Origin of the sequence: Paenibacillus anseongensis, assembly GCF_009757995.1 — a bacterium.
GTDB classification, from domain to species: Bacteria; Bacillota; Bacilli; order Paenibacillales; family NBRC-103111; genus Paenibacillus_E; species Paenibacillus_E chondroitinus.
In genome coordinates this window covers 162,492-179,505 of the sequence record NZ_WSEM01000007.1, presented here as the reverse complement: position 1 = coordinate 179,505, position 17,014 = coordinate 162,492, and the positions used below count along the sequence as shown (strand labels likewise).

The 17,014-nt window shown below is 47.8% G+C and carries 14 protein-coding genes, 1 tRNA gene and 1 riboswitch; of the genes, 12 read left to right on the top strand and 3 right to left on the bottom strand.

Annotation, left to right across the window (positions count from 1 at the left end; genetic code table 11):
• Positions 1 to 35 precede the first annotated feature (35 nt).
• Positions 36 to 1,244: an MFS transporter gene (locus GON05_RS07865; RefSeq protein ID WP_157318581.1), complete on the bottom strand. Its 1,209-nt coding sequence runs from the start codon at positions 1,242 to 1,244 to the stop codon at positions 36 to 38.
• Between the two features lie 250 nt (positions 1,245 to 1,494).
• Between GON05_RS07865 and GON05_RS07860 the strand changes: the two genes are divergently transcribed.
• The 5 genes from GON05_RS07860 to GON05_RS07840 all read left to right on the top strand — a co-directional run bounded on the left by GON05_RS07860 (position 1,495) and on the right by GON05_RS07840 (position 8,711).
• Positions 1,495 to 2,415 carry an ABC transporter permease gene (locus tag GON05_RS07860; protein ID WP_281282262.1) on the top strand — a complete coding sequence of 307 codons (921 nt, stop codon included), beginning with the start codon at positions 1,495 to 1,497 and terminating at the stop codon, positions 2,413 to 2,415.
• Positions 2,416 to 2,436: 21 nt separating this feature from the next.
• Positions 2,437 to 3,339, top strand: a complete 903-nt coding sequence (locus tag GON05_RS07855; protein WP_127453463.1) for a carbohydrate ABC transporter permease — start codon at positions 2,437 to 2,439, stop codon at positions 3,337 to 3,339.
• 34 nt (positions 3,340 to 3,373) lie between these two features.
• Positions 3,374 to 4,900, top strand: coding sequence for an extracellular solute-binding protein (locus GON05_RS07850; RefSeq protein ID WP_246238905.1), 1,527 nt, complete (start codon positions 3,374 to 3,376; stop codon positions 4,898 to 4,900).
• Positions 4,901 to 4,978: 78 nt separating this feature from the next.
• A complete protein-coding gene (locus GON05_RS07845; protein ID WP_157318580.1) occupies positions 4,979 to 7,324 on the top strand; it encodes a helix-turn-helix domain-containing protein in 2,346 nt (781 codons plus the stop codon).
• Positions 7,325 to 7,793: 469 nt separating this feature from the next.
• Positions 7,794 to 8,711 (top strand): stalk domain-containing protein, encoded by a 918-nt coding sequence (locus GON05_RS07840; RefSeq protein ID WP_221435214.1) that lies wholly within the window; start codon positions 7,794 to 7,796, stop codon positions 8,709 to 8,711.
• Between the two features lie 50 nt (positions 8,712 to 8,761).
• On the opposite strand, the gene GON05_RS07835 is transcribed toward GON05_RS07840, so the two are convergent.
• Together GON05_RS07835 and tadA are read right to left on the bottom strand one after the other, a co-directional pair.
• Positions 8,762 to 8,835: transfer RNA gene (locus tag GON05_RS07835), tRNA-Arg, on the bottom strand.
• A 409-nt stretch (positions 8,836 to 9,244) separates the two neighbouring features.
• Positions 9,245 to 9,748: a tRNA adenosine(34) deaminase TadA gene (tadA, locus tag GON05_RS07830; RefSeq protein WP_157318578.1), complete on the bottom strand. Its 504-nt coding sequence runs from the start codon at positions 9,746 to 9,748 to the stop codon at positions 9,245 to 9,247.
• Between the two features lie 232 nt (positions 9,749 to 9,980).
• Positions 9,981 to 10,068, top strand: a riboswitch (cyclic di-GMP riboswitch).
• 82 nt (positions 10,069 to 10,150) lie between these two features.
• Between tadA and GON05_RS07825 the strand changes: the two genes are divergently transcribed.
• The 7 genes from GON05_RS07825 (at position 10,151) to GON05_RS07795 (ending at position 16,935) form a co-directional block, all read left to right on the top strand.
• The gene (locus tag GON05_RS07825) at positions 10,151 to 10,903 is read left to right on the top strand and encodes a PilZ domain-containing protein (protein WP_157318577.1); all 753 of its coding nucleotides are present in this window, start codon (positions 10,151 to 10,153) and stop codon (positions 10,901 to 10,903) included.
• 78 nt (positions 10,904 to 10,981) lie between these two features.
• Positions 10,982 to 12,082, top strand: coding sequence for a redox-regulated ATPase YchF (ychF, locus tag GON05_RS07820; RefSeq protein WP_157318576.1), 1,101 nt, complete (start codon positions 10,982 to 10,984; stop codon positions 12,080 to 12,082).
• Positions 12,083 to 12,114: 32 nt separating this feature from the next.
• Positions 12,115 to 13,191, top strand: coding sequence for a peptide chain release factor 1 (prfA, locus tag GON05_RS07815; protein WP_157318575.1), 1,077 nt, complete (start codon positions 12,115 to 12,117; stop codon positions 13,189 to 13,191).
• Positions 13,191 to 14,078 (top strand): peptide chain release factor N(5)-glutamine methyltransferase, encoded by an 888-nt coding sequence (gene prmC / locus GON05_RS07810; protein ID WP_157318600.1) that lies wholly within the window; start codon positions 13,191 to 13,193, stop codon positions 14,076 to 14,078. The genes prfA and prmC overlap by 1 nt, the downstream gene beginning before the upstream one ends.
• Positions 14,079 to 14,458: 380 nt before the next feature.
• Positions 14,459 to 15,208 (top strand): stage II sporulation protein R, encoded by a 750-nt coding sequence (gene spoIIR / locus GON05_RS07805; protein WP_157318574.1) that lies wholly within the window; start codon positions 14,459 to 14,461, stop codon positions 15,206 to 15,208.
• A gap of 34 nt (positions 15,209 to 15,242) precedes the next feature.
• Complete coding sequence (locus GON05_RS07800) at positions 15,243 to 16,310, top strand: L-threonylcarbamoyladenylate synthase (RefSeq protein WP_181646575.1); 1,068 nt, start codon at positions 15,243 to 15,245, stop codon at positions 16,308 to 16,310.
• A gap of 64 nt (positions 16,311 to 16,374) precedes the next feature.
• Positions 16,375 to 16,935 (top strand): manganese efflux pump MntP, encoded by a 561-nt coding sequence (locus GON05_RS07795; protein ID WP_246069054.1) that lies wholly within the window; start codon positions 16,375 to 16,377, stop codon positions 16,933 to 16,935.
• The last annotated feature ends 79 nt before the right edge of the window (positions 16,936 to 17,014 follow it).

The window sequence follows — 17,014 nt, the reverse complement described above, 5'->3', positions numbered from 1 at the left end:
AAAAGAGCGAATCGAGTAGATTCGCTTATTATCGGTTAAAGCGCCGCGGTAGATCCGCTTGATTGAACGGCTGGAATCTTAGGCGTGGCTCTTACGAACCATTGAGATAGAAGGGCACTGAATACACCAAGGATACCAAGGACGATAAAGCCCTGATTCAAGGAGAACCAATCGCCGATAACACCCATCAGCACAGGGCCAACGAACATGCCTAATCCATAGATCGCTTGGAAAAATCCCATTGCCGTTGCCCGCTTCTCCGCAGGCATATGTTTAATGCTCATTCCCATCAACAGGGTGAAGGAAAGCCCTCGACCAAAACCGGCGAAAGCCTGGGTAACCATAAGCACCCATAAATGATGCGTAAAAGGGATAGTAAATGTAAAAATCCCCATGAGGATGAATCCCCAAACAACCATTCGCTTCTCGCCATATTTCGCTGCCCATTTCCGCCCACCAAATAAAGAAGCTAGCGCAACCGGCACATTGGCAAATAAAGAGAGGAGCGATAAAGAGAATTTATCAGCGCCAAGTGAAGTGGCATAAACGGGAGTGAACCCGAAAACGGTTGCGAAGATGAGCACCTGCGACAAAATAGCCAGTAAAGATACGAAGAGAAGCGTACGATCTGCCGCCACATTTCCGATGGCACGCATCGTGATTTTAGGTGCATCAGGCTCTATTTTTTCGATCAAAAAGAAAGAACCGATGAACCCGAGCACCCCCAGCAGCGCTCCTAGAATAAAAGCAGCCTCCCAGCCGAGCGAATCTGCCGCCCATCCCGCGGAAAGAATACCGAGCACTTGCCCTAAGGAGTTGAAAAAAGAGATCGTTCCGATCGCTTTCGTCGACTCTTCATGCTTATAGTAGCTCGTAAATAAGACCGTGAAGTCGACCCACGTTGCCGCGGCCGCCCCCGCTAGCGCTCGGAGAATTAGAATCCAAGTGAAATCGTGGGTAATCCAGAGTCCAAGTCCCCCAATGGCTGTAAAAAACAGCCCAAACGTAATAAAAAGTTTTCGTTTATGAAAGCGATCCGACATGATGCCTACCGGTATGCGCAGCAGCATTTGGGAAATCCCATACATGCCAACGATCCATCCCGCCAGTTGGTGATTCCCGCCAAGGAATTCCACATAAGGCGCCATGATGGGAACGCTCGTATACATGGACATCCAGAACAACAAGGTGACTGCGCAAAACAATGGAATGCGATAAGAGCTTGGGATTTTGTTAATCGACACGGGGATAGCTCCTTTCAAACCTGATCTAATTACTGTTTTATTATAGAACATCGACTAGGGCAAGGCTATGATTGGTTGTTTGCAAAATAAAGCAACCGGTGGAAATTGCTTAGAAAAACCTAGATTTCCTGCTATATCAAGGGCACAAAAATGGATGATTGTAGGAAACGGGAGCACCCTGTACATTGAATCTTGTCGCTGGCAAGTAGCTGCCTGCTGAAATCATTACAACGAGAATGGAGGAATACAAGTGGGCGCGAGTCGATTGAAACAAGTCTGGTCAGGCATCGCTCGGGACAAATTTTTATATGTGTTGGCGCTTCCGGGGCTGCTCTACTTCCTTATTTTCAAATATGTGCCTATGTGGGGAATCGTCATATCCTTTCAGAACTATTCACCCTATCAAGGCATGTCGGGGAGCCCGTGGGTGGGACTGGAGCACTTTCAAAGGTTCTTCTCCAATCCGGATTTCTTCACACTCTTCCGAAATACGCTGGCAATTAACGTCTTATCCTTAGTGCTCTTCTTTCCGCTGCCGATTCTATTATCCCTAATGCTGAATGAAGTGCGCCATATGGTCTATAAGAAAATCATTCAATCGATTGTCTATTTGCCTCACTTTTTATCGTGGGTCATTATCGTAGGGATCACCTTCCTGCTGTTCTCGACGGGAGATGGGGCTATCAATCAAATGCTGGTTGCCCTGGGCTTTGGTAAAATCGACTTCTTAACGAATAAAAACTATTTCTGGGGCATGCTGACGGCGCAGTCCATCTGGAAAGATGCCGGGTGGGGTACAATCATCTTCCTTGCGTCGATGGCGAGCATTGATCCTCAATTATATGAAGCGGGCAAGATGGACGGCGCCGGCCGGTTCCGCCAAATGTGGCACATCACCTTGCCAGGTATTCGTTCCGTTATTATCATTCTTCTCATTCTGCGGATCGGCCATATCATGGATGTCGGCTTCGAGCAGGTCTTCTTGATGATGAATGGGGCGGTATCCGAGGTTGCGGACGTATTCGATACGTATGTGTACAGGCTTGGCGTGAAACAAGGTCAATTCAGTTACAGTACCGCAGTTGGATTGTTCAAATCAGTTGTCGGCTTGCTGCTGGTCATTGGAGCCAATAAATTGGCCAAGAAATTTGGCGAAGACGGCGTTTACTAGAAAGGGAAGGAGGAATCCTTGATGTCAGCTGAACATGTATCTACCAATATTGCTTCCAAAGGCGATCGCGTCTTTAACGCGGTGAACGCCATCCTGCTAGGGATACTAGGAATTATTACTTTCTTTCCACTCTATTACGTGTTTGTTGTTTCGTTTAGTGATCCGTCCAGCTACATTTCCAGTGAATTCAAATTGCTTCCTGCTAAATGGAGTTTGGCTTCTTACAAATATCTGATGTCGACCGATGCCTTTCTACATGCTATAGGAAACAGCGTGTTCCTAGCTGTAGTTGGAACAGCGCTTAGCTTGCTGGTAACATCCTGTCTTTCTTATGCGATTTCTCGTAAAAGGCTTCAGGGCCGCAAGTTCATCATGCTGCTCATTCTGTTAACGACCCTGTTTAATCCGGGGATTATTCCCCCTTATTTGTTGGTGAGAGACCTGCACATGATTAACAGCACGTGGTCGCTCATCCTGCCGGTTCTAACAAGCGGCTGGTATGTGCTGCTGATGAAAGGTTTCTTCGACAGCATTCCGGCTAGTCTGGAGGAATCGGCGCGTATCGATGGCTGTAATGATATCAGCGTCTGGTACCGTATTATTTTGCCGCTGTCGCTGCCTTCACTTGCTGCTTTCGGGCTGTTTTACGCGGTAGCATACTGGAACACCTTCTTCACAGCTCTTCTCTATATCAATGATTTCACGAAGCAGCCGCTTCAAGTTTTGCTCCAAAATATGTTGATTGACGCGTCAACGGCAGCAGGCGGCGGCGCCGCAGCTGAAATGATGTCCGAGCAGCGGATTCCTCCGGAAACGCTTAAGATGGCGGCAGTTGTTATTGCGACCATCCCGATTTTGTTGGTGTACCCGTTCCTGCAAAAACATTTTGCCAAAGGCGCAATGGTAGGTTCGGTTAAAGAATAGATAATTGATGAACATTTGGGGAGGTTGTACAATAATGGTTATGAACAAGAAAGCAATAAGCGTAGTAGCATCCACCCTTCTCGTTTCCTCTGTGCTAGCTGCATGTGGAAGCAAAGAGAGCGCACCGGCTGCCAGTGCGGGACAAGCAGCGTCTGGCAAGCCAACAGAGATTAGCATCATGACAATGTATTACACGCCGGAGCCTCCAGGGCCGGACAATGTTATCGTCAAAGAAATCGAAAAGAAAACGAACACAAAGCTCAAAATTACTTGGGTTTCACCAAACAACTATGGCGATAAAATCAACGTAACATTAGCTTCAGGCGATATTCCTGATTTGATCTTGCTGGATGATCCATTCAGTGCGCAAGTACGCGGCATGGTCGCTCAAGGCGCATTCTGGGAACTTACACCGATGCTGAAGGACTATCCGAACTTGATGGAATATCCGAAGGAATCATGGGAAAATACCAAGCAAGCTGACGGTAAAACGTACGGTATCCCGCGTGCCCGTCCTACGGATGGCGGTGGATTCCCTTACCTGCGTAAGGATTGGCTGGATACGTTACATTTAGAAATTCCGAAAACAACGGACGAGCTCTACACAGTATTAAAAGCTTTTGTTGAGAAAGATCCAGATGGCAACGGGAAGAATGACACCATTGGTTACGTTGGCTTTGTCGACCAAAATGGTATGTCTTACATGGGTCAATTACAGAACAGCTTCACAAAAGTCAATGGCGATTGGAAGCTTGTAGACGGCAAATTGGTCAACGTAAACGTGCTGCCTGAAATGAAAGACGCACTTACTTGGATGAATCGTGCCTACCAGGAGAAGTTAATTCCTGAGGACATCGCCGTGCTCAAAAATACACAGGCCAAAGATTTGCTGAAAGCAAACCGTGGCGGCGGCTTCCAGGATACAGCTGAAGCTGCATGGGAACCGACGGAAGAACTGCGTAAAACGAACCCGAAAGCAGACTTTATCCCACTAGTTTCGTTAAATGGCTATTCGAACAAAGACAGCGGATTCTTCGGTATGTACGCGATTCCGAAATCTGTGCCAGAAGCGAAAGTGAAGCAATTGTTGAAATTCATGGATTACGGCGCTACGCAAGAAGGTTATGATCTGGCAAGCTTTGGTCAGAAAGATGTCCACTACACTGAGAAAGACGGCATCAAGACACCGACAGAGCAAGCAAAGAAAGATATTGTCGCTCAACAAGCACTAGGTCAAATTTTCTTGAAATATGACAAGTACCTGCGTGCTTACCGTACAGGTATGCCGAATGATTACTTGGAACGCAACAGAAAAATCATTGATGAAAAAGTGAAAATCAGTACGGGCGACCCTTCGTTAGGTCTAAATTCCGATACGAACCAAAAGGTCGGTACGGAGCTAAGAAAGAAAATTCAAGACATGAAGACGAAGGTCATTATGGGGAAAGAATCGCTCAGCGCATGGGACAGCTATGTAGCTAAGTTGAAGACAGATCCGGATATGGTCAAAATCACAGAAGAAATGAACGCTGCTTATCAAAAACGCAATAGCGCGAAATAAATAAATACCGCCCCCCCGACGCCAAAAAATTGCGGCAGTCGCGGGGGATTTCGGCATTGGATGAAAGAGGGACAGATGATGTGGAGTCGATGGAGGCAGAGCTGGTATTGGTGGACACAACGTTCCGGCAGGGGGAATTTTTATCGCAGAAGCTTGATCTTGGTGTTGTGCATTACCAGCTTGCCTACAGCCATCATCGGGTACACTTCGTATATTACGGGACGCGCTCATATTGAGAAAGAGATTATGCGCAACCATGATACTCTGTTGAAGAAAACGATGGATCGTATGAATGATAACCTGGCTCAGCTCGAGCTGGCCGCTACGCAGTGGTCTCTGGATAGCAGGATGGATGCCAGAATTGCGGATATGAATCTCAAGGATGAATACAACACAACGCAAAATCTATATCGTTTCCTGGGTCTCATGAAGGGAGCGTACCCTTTAATTGACCAGGCGCAGCTATATTTGGACCGAGAAGATCCCGTCATTATTTCGGATAGCGAGGGGATTGTTCCGATCCGTAATGAGCTGGAGCGGGATATTTTCCACACGTTAATGAAGCAAGAGCGAGGGGTGTTCTGGTGGGAATCCTTGCCTAAGGGAAACGGGAAGCCTGAGTCCACTTCCATTGCGCTAATCGAGAAGCTGCCAAGTGTAGGAGAGCCGTACGGGGCCCTTATTCTGTATTTGAATCGCGATAAGTTGGTAGAGATGGTTGAAGAAATGGCTACAGACCCCAATGGCGCCGCGTTTCTTATGAGCAAGGATGGGCATATAATCGTCTCTCCAAGCAATGGAAATGAAGAACATGCCCAATTAGAAGCTGCGGTCAGAGAAAGTGTCATCGGACGGTCGGAAGAAATAGGCTCTTACATCCTGGACCGGAACGGGCAGTCCTATTCCGTTGCTTTCGGCCAGTTCTCCCGTTCCGGAACATTGTGGAAGTTCGTAACGGCAACTTCCTTATCGCAATTGACGGCCCCTGTGGAGTTTATGTCTAGAAGTATGCTCAGTATAGGGGGAATAGGGCTTCTCTTGGCTGTGCTGCTTTCGTGGGTGGCCTCCAAGCGAATATATCAACCGATTATGCGGCTCGTGAATGTGATTAAGGATTATAAGCCCACACAGGAGAGCCAAGGGGATGAGCTTGCCTTCATTGAGCAGGAGTGGCGGCATTTAAGTCAGGAGAGCAGAGTGCTGGAATCCAAGCTAGATAAGGCCTATCCTGCCCTAAGGTCGGCGTTCCTCCTGCAGTTGGTCCAAGGACACTTTTACTCCCTAAGCGAGACAGAGCTAAGAGGGCGGATGGAGAGCTTCGACTGGCAGACGGAGTCCCAGTGGTTCGTTCTGCTGCTGGTGAAGATTAGCGGATTTGCCAAAGAAGATGGCCGGTTCCTGGAAAATGAGGAACAACTGGCAACCTTCGCGGCAGCGAATATCGCGCAAGAGATCGTAAATACGCAAACCCCAAATGCGGAGATTATGAACTTCCAGGATATGACCGTAGGTATTCTGCTCTCTTATCCCATGGATCGGACGAAACAGCAGGCCAAGGATGAGCTGTATCTGTTAGCGAATGATTTGGCACAAACCATTAGCTCCCTTCTTAAAATGCAGACCACCGTGTGCATGGGCCGTTTAACCGCGAACGTGCAGGATCTGCCGCAGCTTTTAGTATTTTTGCGCAGCTCTATCCGCTATCGGGATTTGAAAGCTGATCATCAAGTGCTTGATTTGGAAGAGATGCTGCCGAGCACCAACGACGATGTGCATTATCCATTTGCCTTGGAGAAAGAGCTGATGCAAGCCATTCGAATGGGCCAAAGCGAGCAGTCGCTGAGCTTGATCGAGAGCTTCGTTCATGAGCTTGTGCGCCAGTCGAGCAAAGAGAAGATCCTCCAGGAAGGAGCCATGCAGGTTCTGGGCAGTATGCTGCATACTATGCTGGAGTCCGGCTTTAATCCGCATCATTTCTTCGAGGGCTACAACTTGTACGAACAGTTGAATCAGCTTCGGGAGCCTGAGCAGATGGTCCGCTTTTTCCAGACGAAGGTGATCTCACCTTATATTGAAGGGCTGAATGAATACCAGGACATCCACATGAAGCGTCTGGTGGAGCGCGTTACGGATCGGATTCAGGAGCGTTTTATGAGCAGTGACATCTCCTTAGAGGAATGTGCGGATGCTTTTAATACAACGACCTATGCGCTAAGTAAAGCATTCAAGCAAATCAATGGCGTGAATTTCATCGACTATTTGATCACCCTGCGGATGGATAAAGCCAAGAAGCTGCTGGTCGAGTCTGATTTAAAGGTCAACGAGATTGCGGAGCAGATCGGGTATCAGCCATCGTATTTTATACGTCTTTTTCGAAAATATGAAAATATGACGCCGGGACAGTATCGGGACCGGATGAAGTAGGGAGGGCCTGCCGCTTTTTGATGCGGTGGGCTCTTTTTTTTGCGCAGAGATGCCGCCCCGCCCTATGTTGTACTTTATACAATACTGAAGGCGGTTTTAACCTGGAATCGTCATCTTCATTGCATGATCTACACTCATTTTGGCCTGTATGGGGTTAATACCGTCCCTCCCTCTCCGAAGTGTTGCACAAAGTACAACGAAACTGCAATTTGAGGCCGATCCTCCGTCTTTTTGTTGTAAAAAGTACAACACAGTGCATGCTTTTTCCTAAGTACTACTTTTTGGTGCCCTTACCTACCCAATTGGGGATAACCTCCCTCTTTTTCGTTGTTAATAACGTTTCAAAAACCTCGTACTTGTGCTGATGTTGATAACGCTGATTTTTTTTCTTAGCGGGCAGGAAGTCTATTAACATGTGGATAGGTAGAAAAAGTTGAATTTTTGCAGGAATTTTCTAGAAATATTAGAAATGTTACAGGTGGCAATTAACAAGCTTATTTGGGTGGGGGAGAAAGTTTTTATGAAAAAAAAGAAAGTAATGGTGTTTATGCTATCGTTTTTCTGTTTGGCTGGTGTCGTTCATGCAGCGGGCCTTCATGGGGACTACAAGGGGGCTCCAATCGTGAAGGTTTTATTTGGGGGGAAAGAGCTTCAAGCCGAGGATGTGCCTGCTACGATACAAGATGGCAGAACCGTTGTGCCGTTGTACCTGTTGAAACAAGCCGGGGCATCGGTAACATGGGATGCTGAGAAGTACACCGTTGATCTTGCATTTCCTCAAGTAAAAGAAGATAACGCAATGAAAGATTTTGCAGCTACTATTCCGTCATTAAATGAGAAAGCCAAAGAATATCAGGGTAAAAATGTCCAGCTTATCTATAATGAGTATGGCGCTTATTTAAAAGTAGATTTAGAAATGTCAAATGATAGTAGCGCAGATAAAGATCATACCATTGCGCTCTCCGATTTTTTGGTTAATTCACCTGTAGATTCAATGATAGTAAGCATTATTCATAATAACTCGGTTACAAACTTTGTTACCGTCAAACGATCAAATGCTGAGGAGTATAGTAAGAGCAGTAAGGACAACCTAGCAGAATACCATTTTATGAAGACTTGGAACTCTCAGCGTGTAGATAATACAACGGATGTATCTGTTCCGAATAAACCTCAACCAACGCCTACACCGCTGCCCGTGTCAAATTCGGCAATCACAGGTCCAAGATGTCACGAGATCGCTGTTCTTTACACAGAGCAGATAAACAATGAAGTCAATCAATACAACGCAAATCTTAGCAATCATTCTGGTGATCTTACTGGATATGTAGATAAACTAAAAGAAAATATGAAAAAAGCTTTAAAAGAATTTAACTGTCCTGTGGATTGAAAAAAACGCCAGCTAACGGCTTATACCGTTAACTGGCGTTATGTTGTATACGCGCCCGAGATGATTCGAACATCCGGCCTACAGTTTAGGAAACTGTTGCTCTATCCTGCTGAGCTACGGGCGCTTGGCAAAGATTATGATAGCACGAAGCCTTATATGGCGCAACCTTTGAGTGGCAAGATTTAACTTGTAGTTGAAATTCGCTAACTGCATCGTGCGATGGGGAACTACAAGGCGCTATTTGAGTAAAACCGCACACTTCAAAGGTTCAGACGGAACTACAGGGCTTTATTTCGCCTAATTAGCCAAGATTTCGGCTAGAAGTGCTAAAATAGCGGATCTCAGTTCCCTCTTCCTCGTGGAAGTACTTAAGATCCGGCGAATAAGGGATCTTAGTTCCCTTTCGCGTATCAATGCGAGGCGACCGCTTGCGAAACTAGCTCGCACTCAGCCTAGCGGCCAACCCCAACGGCAAAGTCCAAAGCCAAAAGCCAAAAGCCAAAAGCCAAAAAGCTAAAGCCAGGGCCAACGCGCTATTCCTTCCCGCGCAGCTTGCGGAAAAACTGCGTCAGCATCGTCGCGCACTCCTCTTGCAGCACGCCGCTGATCACATCGACCCGGTGATTGAACCGGTCCTCCTGCAGCAAGTTCATCAACGTTCCCGCGCAGCCGGCCTTGGGATCGGTTGTGCCGTAGATCACCTGCGGAACGCGCGCTTGAACAATCGCGCCTGCACACATCGGGCAAGGCTCCAGCGTAACGTAGAGCTTGCAGTCAAGCAAGCGCCACGCTTGCAGATGCTCGCTGGCCTGCTTAATAGCGATCATCTCAGCGTGAGCGAGCGGATCCAGCGTCGTTTCGCGAAGATTGTAGCCGCGGCCGATAATTTCCCCTTGATAGACAACAACGGCACCAATCGGCACCTCTCGAATGGCTTCGGCTTTACGCGCTTCCTCTATGGCCGCTTTCATCCAGGGGATATGTTCACTATATTCATCCACAGGGGGACACCTCACTAAAAATAATCTTATCCACATGTGAACAAAGGATCGAACAAGCATTCGTTGTTAACAACCTGTGGATAACAATGTGTATAACTCAAAAAGTTGTGGATATTTAATTCTTCTAACATTCATACAACAAATACCAGATGTATGCAAGAGAATTAGTTGATAATAGGGAAATCCATCCGTATAATGAAAGATAACGTAGGTCTTTTAGACCATAAATCACGATATTGTACGACAAAGCATGACAAATCATTTGCAGGTTCGATAATGGCAAACTTACCGAAAGGTAAGGACGCAAAGCCGAGGGTCTACGGTTCCTATGGAACTACGACAGCCTGGTTACCGAAAATCGATGCTTTTTCAGATTGAGGTAATAGGCTGTCCCCAAAGCAGGGGCAGTCTATTTTTTTATATGGAACGCGGGGAGGGGTGATCAACAAAGTGGTTAGCAACAGCAAACAAAAATCTGCTAAGTTTTACGGCAGCAAGGAAGGGTACGACGCTGATGTAATGATTGACAGCAAAGCGATGCTGAGCAAGGAAGATTTCGTAGCCACTGGCGTGTTGACCTATGCACTAGGTGACATTATTGAAGTGGAGCTGCCGGAGTACCATGTTTTTGCACTGGGAGATAAGTGTAAAATGACAGTGTATACGAAATCCGGGCTGTTTGTTATGGATACGGTGGTTGTGGCCAAGGAGCAGGGTTCGTTGATAGTTCTGAATCCTCCTGAAAATCGCAGGAAGTTCACGGAAAAGCGGGAGTTCCCTCGCGTAGATGTGAAGAATGAAGGGCTTCTTTTCGCGCTCCAGGATAGAAACAAGAAGCTCAAACATCATTTTGATACACCGATTCGATTCTCTATCAAAAATCTATCTATTAATGGTTTAGGATTTACGATCAGTGAAAATGCTATGCTTGAAAAAGTTATTCAAAAGAACTCTCAACTGGAAGTGGAGTTAATTTTGGGCTTTTTGGTGCCTTGTACAATGGAAATTGTTCGGCAAGAAAAAACAAATGACGGCTACTATTATGGTGCTAGTTTTGTCAGCATCCCGGATGAGAAAACGAACGCGCTGCGCGGATTTATTTTAAAAAATCAGATTGAAACGTACTTCGTCCAGAAGCGGGAAAATGAAACAAAAAAAGCACTGGAAAAAAAGTCTGCGGCTAATCAGTAGCCTACAGGCTTTTTTTTGCGTTCCAAGTACTATATAATAAGAAGGATGATTTTCGAAAATTAAGGAGTTGTAACTACGATGGCTTTGAAAGCAGGTATCGTCGGTCTACCGAACGTAGGAAAATCGACATTGTTTAATGCAATTACACAGGCGGGGGCAGAATCTGCAAACTATCCGTTCTGTACGATAGATCCGAATGTTGGGGTAGTTGAAGTACCGGACGAGAGATTGCACAAGCTGGTAGAGATGATTGTCCCTAAGAGCATTGTTCCGACAGCCTTCGAATTCGTTGATATTGCGGGTTTGGTGAAGGGCGCGAGCAAAGGCGAAGGGCTTGGAAATAAATTTTTGGCACACATTCGTGAAGTGGATGCCATTGTGCATGTTGTCCGTTGTTTTGAGGATGATAATATTACCCACGTCTCCGGTAAAGTTGATCCGATTGGCGATATCGAGACGATTAATCTCGAATTGATTTTGGCTGACATTGAGTCGGTTGAGAAAAAAATCGAGCGTTCCCGCAAAAACCTGAAAGGCGGCGACAAGAAAGTTGTTGCTGAGGTTGAGTGTTTGGAACGCATCAAGGAAGCTCTTTATAACGATCTGCCAGCGCGTAGCATCGATTTGAGCGACGATGAGAAGCTGCTTGTTCGCGACCTTCACTTGTTGACCATGAAGCCGGTTCTTTATGCGGCCAATGTGAGCGAAGACGAAGTATCAACTGCGGATGAGAATCCATTTGTTAAAATCGTTCAGGAATACGCTACGAAAGAAAACAACGAAGTTGTTTCGATCAGCGCGAAGGTGGAATCCGAGATTGCTGAGCTAGAAGATGAAGAAAAAGCAATGTTCCTCGAAGAGTTGGGACTTCAAGAGTCCGGCTTGAATAGATTGATTAAAGCAGCTTATCGCAAACTTGGCTTGTATACGTATTTTACAGCTGGGGTGCAGGAAGTAAGAGCTTGGACGATCCGCAAAGGAACGAAAGCTCCTCAAGCGGCTGGCGTAATTCATACTGATTTCGAGCGTGGATTTATTCGCGCCGAGGTTGTGTCTTATACGGATTTGGTAACGGCGGGTTCCATGAACGGCGCGAAGGAAAAAGGGCAAGTGCGTCTGGAAGGTAAAGAGTACGTAGTGAATGACGGCGACGTTATGCATTTCAGATTTAATGTTTAATGAATAAAAAATAAAGAAAGGAGTGATCCGTTATGTTGGATCGACTTCAGTCCATTGTGGACCGCTATGATAAATTAAGTGAGCTGCTGTGTGACCCGGATGTGACGAGTGACACGAAGAAGCTTAGAGAGTATTCGAAGGAACAATCCGATCTTCAGGAAGCTTACGATGCTTATAATGAATATAAGAGCGTGAGCGAGCAGCTGGCAGACGCGAAAGCGATGCAGAACGAGAAGCTGGATGATGAAATGCGTGAAATGGTGAAAATGGAGATCGAAGAGCTTAGCGAGCAATCGGCTAACCTGGAAGAACAACTCAGAATCCTCATGATGCCAAAAGACCCGAATGACGACAAGAACGTCATCGTTGAAATTCGTGGAGCAGCAGGCGGCGATGAAGCTGCGTTATTCGCAGGCGATCTTTATCGTATGTATACCCGCTATGCGGACGCGCAAGGATGGAGAACGGAAATTCTCGATGCTTCCGTGAACGATTTGGGCGGATTCAAAGAGATTATTTTCATGATCACAGGAAAAGGCGCTTTTAGTAAGCTGAAGTTTGAGAGCGGGGCGCACCGTGTGCAGCGTATTCCAGTAACAGAATCAGGTGGACGTATTCATACTTCCACTTCGACGGTTGTTGTTATGCCTGAAGCGGAAGAAGTTGAGATTGTTATTAATGACGCGGATATTCGCGTAGATACATTCTGTTCGAGCGGAGCGGGCGGCCAGTCCGTTAATACGACGAAATCAGCGGTTCGCGTGACGCACGTGCCTACGGGCATTGTGGCAACATGTCAGGATGGCAAATCGCAAAACTCCAATAAGGAGCAAGCGCTTCGCGTACTGCGTGCACGAATTTCCGATAAGATTCGTGAGGAAGAGGAAGCGAAATACTCAGGCGAGCGTAAAAGCAAAGTCGGTACAGGTGACCGTTCGGAGCGCATTCGCACGTATAACTTCCCGCAAAGCCGGATTACGGATCACCGGATTGGTTTGACGCTTCACCGACTAGATACAGTGCTTAACGGCGACATGGGAGAAATCGTGTCGGCGCTAACGATTGCCGCGCAGTCGGATGCTTTGGATAATGGGGAGCAGGCAATGTGATGCCGACTGCCTCGAAGACGATTAGAGAAGCCTATGTAGAGGCTTCTTCTTTTTTAGGGAAGCTGGGCGTAGCGGAGGCGGCTTCCTGTGTGGAGCTTTTGCTGCAGCATCTTTTGGGCTGCAGCCGGACTGAGCTGCTGTTCCGTTTCCAGGAACAGTTTCCTGCCGAGCTGGAGAGCGCTTGGCGCCAGCTGGTAGAGAGGAAGGCCGCGGGTGAGCCGGTACAGTATGTAATCGGCGAGCAGGATTTCTACGGCCTTACGTTTGCCGTTAGCCCGGCGGTGTTGATTCCACGGCCGGAGACGGAGCTGCTCGTGGAGGCTTTGCTCCGCGAGGGCTCGCGTCTGTTCCCGCAAGGCGCTCCGCTGCTTGCGGATGTGGGCACCGGGAGCGGCATCATCCCGGTGACGGTAGCTCACGCGCGCCCAGACTGGCGCGTGGCGGCCAGCGACATCTCCGCGGCAGCGCTGGAGATGGCCCGCTCGAACGCGCAGCGCCACGGCGTGGCTGCGCGGGTGGAGTGGCTCGAGGGCGACCTCCTCGAGCCTTATATTGAGCGCCGGATCGCTCCGGATATACTGGTGTCTAACCCACCGTATATCCCTGATGGCGAGCTCCCGGCGCTGATGCCGGAGGTGCGGCTGTTCGAGCCGCACACGGCTTTGTTCGGCGGTGTCGAGGGACTCGACCTGTACCGCCGGATGGTTGCGCAGCTGCCGCTGCTGCCGCGAATCCCGACCGTAGTCGGGTTCGAGGTCGGCATCGGGCAGGCGGAGGCAGTGGCGGCGATGCTGCGCGCCGCCGCGGATTGGGAGGAGATCCGGTTCGTGCCGGATCTCCAAGGGATTGATCGCCACGTGATCGCGATCCGGCCGCGGGAACAGTAGGGGCTTGTTTTTTTATCCAGTAGTGGCGTTAATCTTGATCATGGGGAAGGGAACAATGGTCCGCTATTCTCCTTTAAAATTGTATTTTCCACCTGGTACAGGAACTACAGTTCGCTATTTTGCCAGTTTCGCTCGATTGACGCTCTATGGGGATTAAATAAGACCCTGTAGTTCGGTTCAGAGAAGGAACAGCCCATTTTTCCCGAAATAGCGTTCTCTGGTTCCGCTAAAGATAGGACCTGACAGGGATTTTGTTAATTGGCAGTTAACTGAATCCCAACTCTATCAAATCTACCAAATTTAAATAGATTGCTAGGTTTAGCCTCTCCTCTTTTTGCCTATACTGGCTAGTAGAAGCGAAGGGAAAGGGGCTTTTCCTCATGGTAAAAAGAACGGATCGCCATTCATTCAAGCACTTATTATTCGTGGCTTTTGCACTTATTGTTATGATAACTAGTTGGGAATCCAATCGTACGAATGCGGCGGTAATTTCGCCTACTATACCGGAAGAATCTATTCGCCTGCGTATTCTAGCAAACTCGGATTCGGCGCAGGATCAAGCACTGAAACGCGAAATTCGCGATGCGATTATTGAGCGTATGCAGGGTTGGGTTGTTGGCCCGCATTCCTTGGATGAAGCAAGAGCGGTAGTATTGGCTCATTTGCCGGAGTTCGATGAACTTGTTGGACAAATGATTGAAGCTCGTGGCTACAGTTATACTCATACGGTTGAACTTGGCAAAGTCCCTTTTCCTACAAAAATGTATGGAAATGAAGTTTACCCTGCGGGTGACTATGAGGCGCTTCGTGTAACGATTGGCAGCGGGGAAGGTCAGAATTGGTGGTGCGTGTTGTTTCCACCGCTTTGCTTTGTAGATTCTGTTTCAGGAGAAGCGGTGGCAACCGCCGCTGTTGTAGCGAAAACAGAAGGCCAAGACAAATTGAAAACTTCGTCTACACCTGCACCTGCAGCAAAAGACAGTAAAGCAGCCCAGCCAACGGTTAAGCAGAAAGCAAGTATGGAAGCGCAAGCGCAGCCTGTCCTTGCTGATGCGACTGAAGACTCGCAGCCTAAAGTGAAGTTTTTCATCTGGGAAATGACTAAAAAAATCGTATCATGGTTTAGTTAACTTGAATTCATTTTGGAAGTAAGGATGATAGATCGTGACAAAGTACTGGAAAGTAGACCCGGATACGGTAGGTAGCAGGGGGGAAGAATTATCAGATGCCGCAGCGCTTTTGCGGGACGGGGATACCGTAGCTTTCCCTACAGAAACGGTATACGGGCTTGGTGCTGATGCTACGAATACCTCTGCGGTAGAGCGTATTTTCTCAGCAAAAGGACGGCCGTCGGATAATCCATTGATCGTCCACATAGCGGATGCGGGGCAGCTCTCAGCTCTCATTGAACCTGATAGTGTCACGCCTGATCATCGTAGGCTTATGGAAGCTTTCTGGCCTGGGCCTCTTACCATCGTGCTGCCTGTGAAAACAGGCGGCATTTCGCCGTTGGTGACTGCCGGTCTTAAGACGGTAGGCATTCGTATACCTGATCATCCTGTTGCTCTGGAGCTGCTCCGGAAAGCAGCACTTCCTATCGCAGCCCCAAGCGCCAACAGTTCTGGCCGACCGAGTCCAACGCTGGCGTCACATGTTGAAGAAGATCTGGACGGTCGAATCGGTGGTATTGTGGATGGCGGCGGCACGGGGGTCGGTGTTGAGTCGACGGTGATTCAGCTTGTTGATGGTGAGCTGTATATTTTGCGTCCAGGCGGCGTTACGGCAGAGCAGCTGCAGTCCGCCCTGCCGGCTATTCGAATTCATGAGCCTGAGCGGGAAGATGTGCAGGTTTCAGAAACGCCTCGTGCTCCGGGGATGAAGTACACACATTATGCGCCGAAGGGATACATGCATATTGTATACGGAGACAATGCTGAAGCAGTGGCCGCTTGGATTCAGCGTGACATTCAAGCCGCTAAAGAACGAGGGGAATCAACGGGAATTCTTACTTTTGAGGAAAGGGTTTTTCTGTTTGAAGCTGATTTGGTCATTGCCTGCGGCTCGTTAGCAGAACCAGAGAAGATTGCTCAGGAGCTTTACGCTGCATTAAGGCGATTTGATCAGCAAGGGATTGAATATATTGCTGCAGAAGGCTGCCCGGAAACGGGGATTGGTCAGGCCATTATGAACCGCCTGCGCAAGGCAGCCGGTCACCGGCTTGTACGTGTTTAGCTAGCATGATTCCCAGTTTGTCCGCATATCTTGGTTAAGAAAGCGGACAAGGGGGACAGCACTTATGCTCGTAACTGGTGTTGAATTTGGGCAGCTCATCACTATCTTCATCATGGCGATAGCTTTGGGTTTGGATGCTTTTTCCTTAGGGATCGGTATCGGCATGAAGGGGATTCGCTTATTGGATATTTTTAAAATAAGCATGGTGATCGGTATTTTTCATATCATAATGCCGTTAATGGGCATATTTATGGGACAATATGTCTCGCTTCTGCTTGGCAATGTGGCTACTGCCGCCGGCGGATGTTTGCTCATTCTTTTGGGCTCCCATATGGTGTATAGTTCGATCCGTGGAGAGGAAGCAACCTCTTTTGATCATAGATCTTTATGGGGGCTTACGATTTTTGCGCTTAGTGTAAGTATAGATTCGTTCTCAGTAGGTGTATCCTTAGGCATGTTTGCGACGGATATCCTGTTAACCGTGCTTGTATTTGGTTTGTTCGGAGCGCTACTCTCTGTAGCTGGTTTATTGGTTGGCAGACGGGTGAACGGCTGGGTTGGCGAATATGGCGAAGCGTTTGGCGGGCTAATTCTGCTCGCGTTTGGGATCAAGTTTTTGCTATGATACAATAGAGGCGGAGCAGGCTCTGCCTATGTTTACGAAGAAAGTTTTGTTACCACAAAACTCAGCCTACGCTTACGAA

Bases quoted from the DNA above. Each gene is read 5' to 3' on its own strand.
- GON05_RS07855 (WP_127453463.1), top strand. From the start codon at position 2,437: ATGTCAGCTGAACATGTATCTACCAATATTGCTTCCAAAGGCGATCGC.
- GON05_RS07850 (WP_246238905.1), top strand. From the start codon at position 3,374: ATGGTTATGAACAAGAAAGCAATAAGCGTAGTAGCATCCACCCTTCTC.
- GON05_RS07845 (WP_157318580.1), top strand. From the start codon at position 4,979: ATGTGGAGTCGATGGAGGCAGAGCTGGTATTGGTGGACACAACGTTCC.
- GON05_RS07840 (WP_221435214.1), top strand. From the start codon at position 7,794: ATGTTACAGGTGGCAATTAACAAGCTTATTTGGGTGGGGGAGAAAGTT.
- tadA (WP_157318578.1), bottom strand. From the start codon at position 9,748: ATGTGGATAAGATTATTTTTAGTGAGGTGTCCCCCTGTGGATGAATAT.
- ychF (WP_157318576.1), top strand. From the start codon at position 10,982: ATGGCTTTGAAAGCAGGTATCGTCGGTCTACCGAACGTAGGAAAATCG.
- prfA (WP_157318575.1), top strand. From the start codon at position 12,115: ATGTTGGATCGACTTCAGTCCATTGTGGACCGCTATGATAAATTAAGT.
- prmC (WP_157318600.1), top strand. From the start codon at position 13,191: ATGCCGACTGCCTCGAAGACGATTAGAGAAGCCTATGTAGAGGCTTCT.
- spoIIR (WP_157318574.1), top strand. From the start codon at position 14,459: ATGGTAAAAAGAACGGATCGCCATTCATTCAAGCACTTATTATTCGTG.
- GON05_RS07795 (WP_246069054.1), top strand. From the start codon at position 16,375: ATGCTCGTAACTGGTGTTGAATTTGGGCAGCTCATCACTATCTTCATC.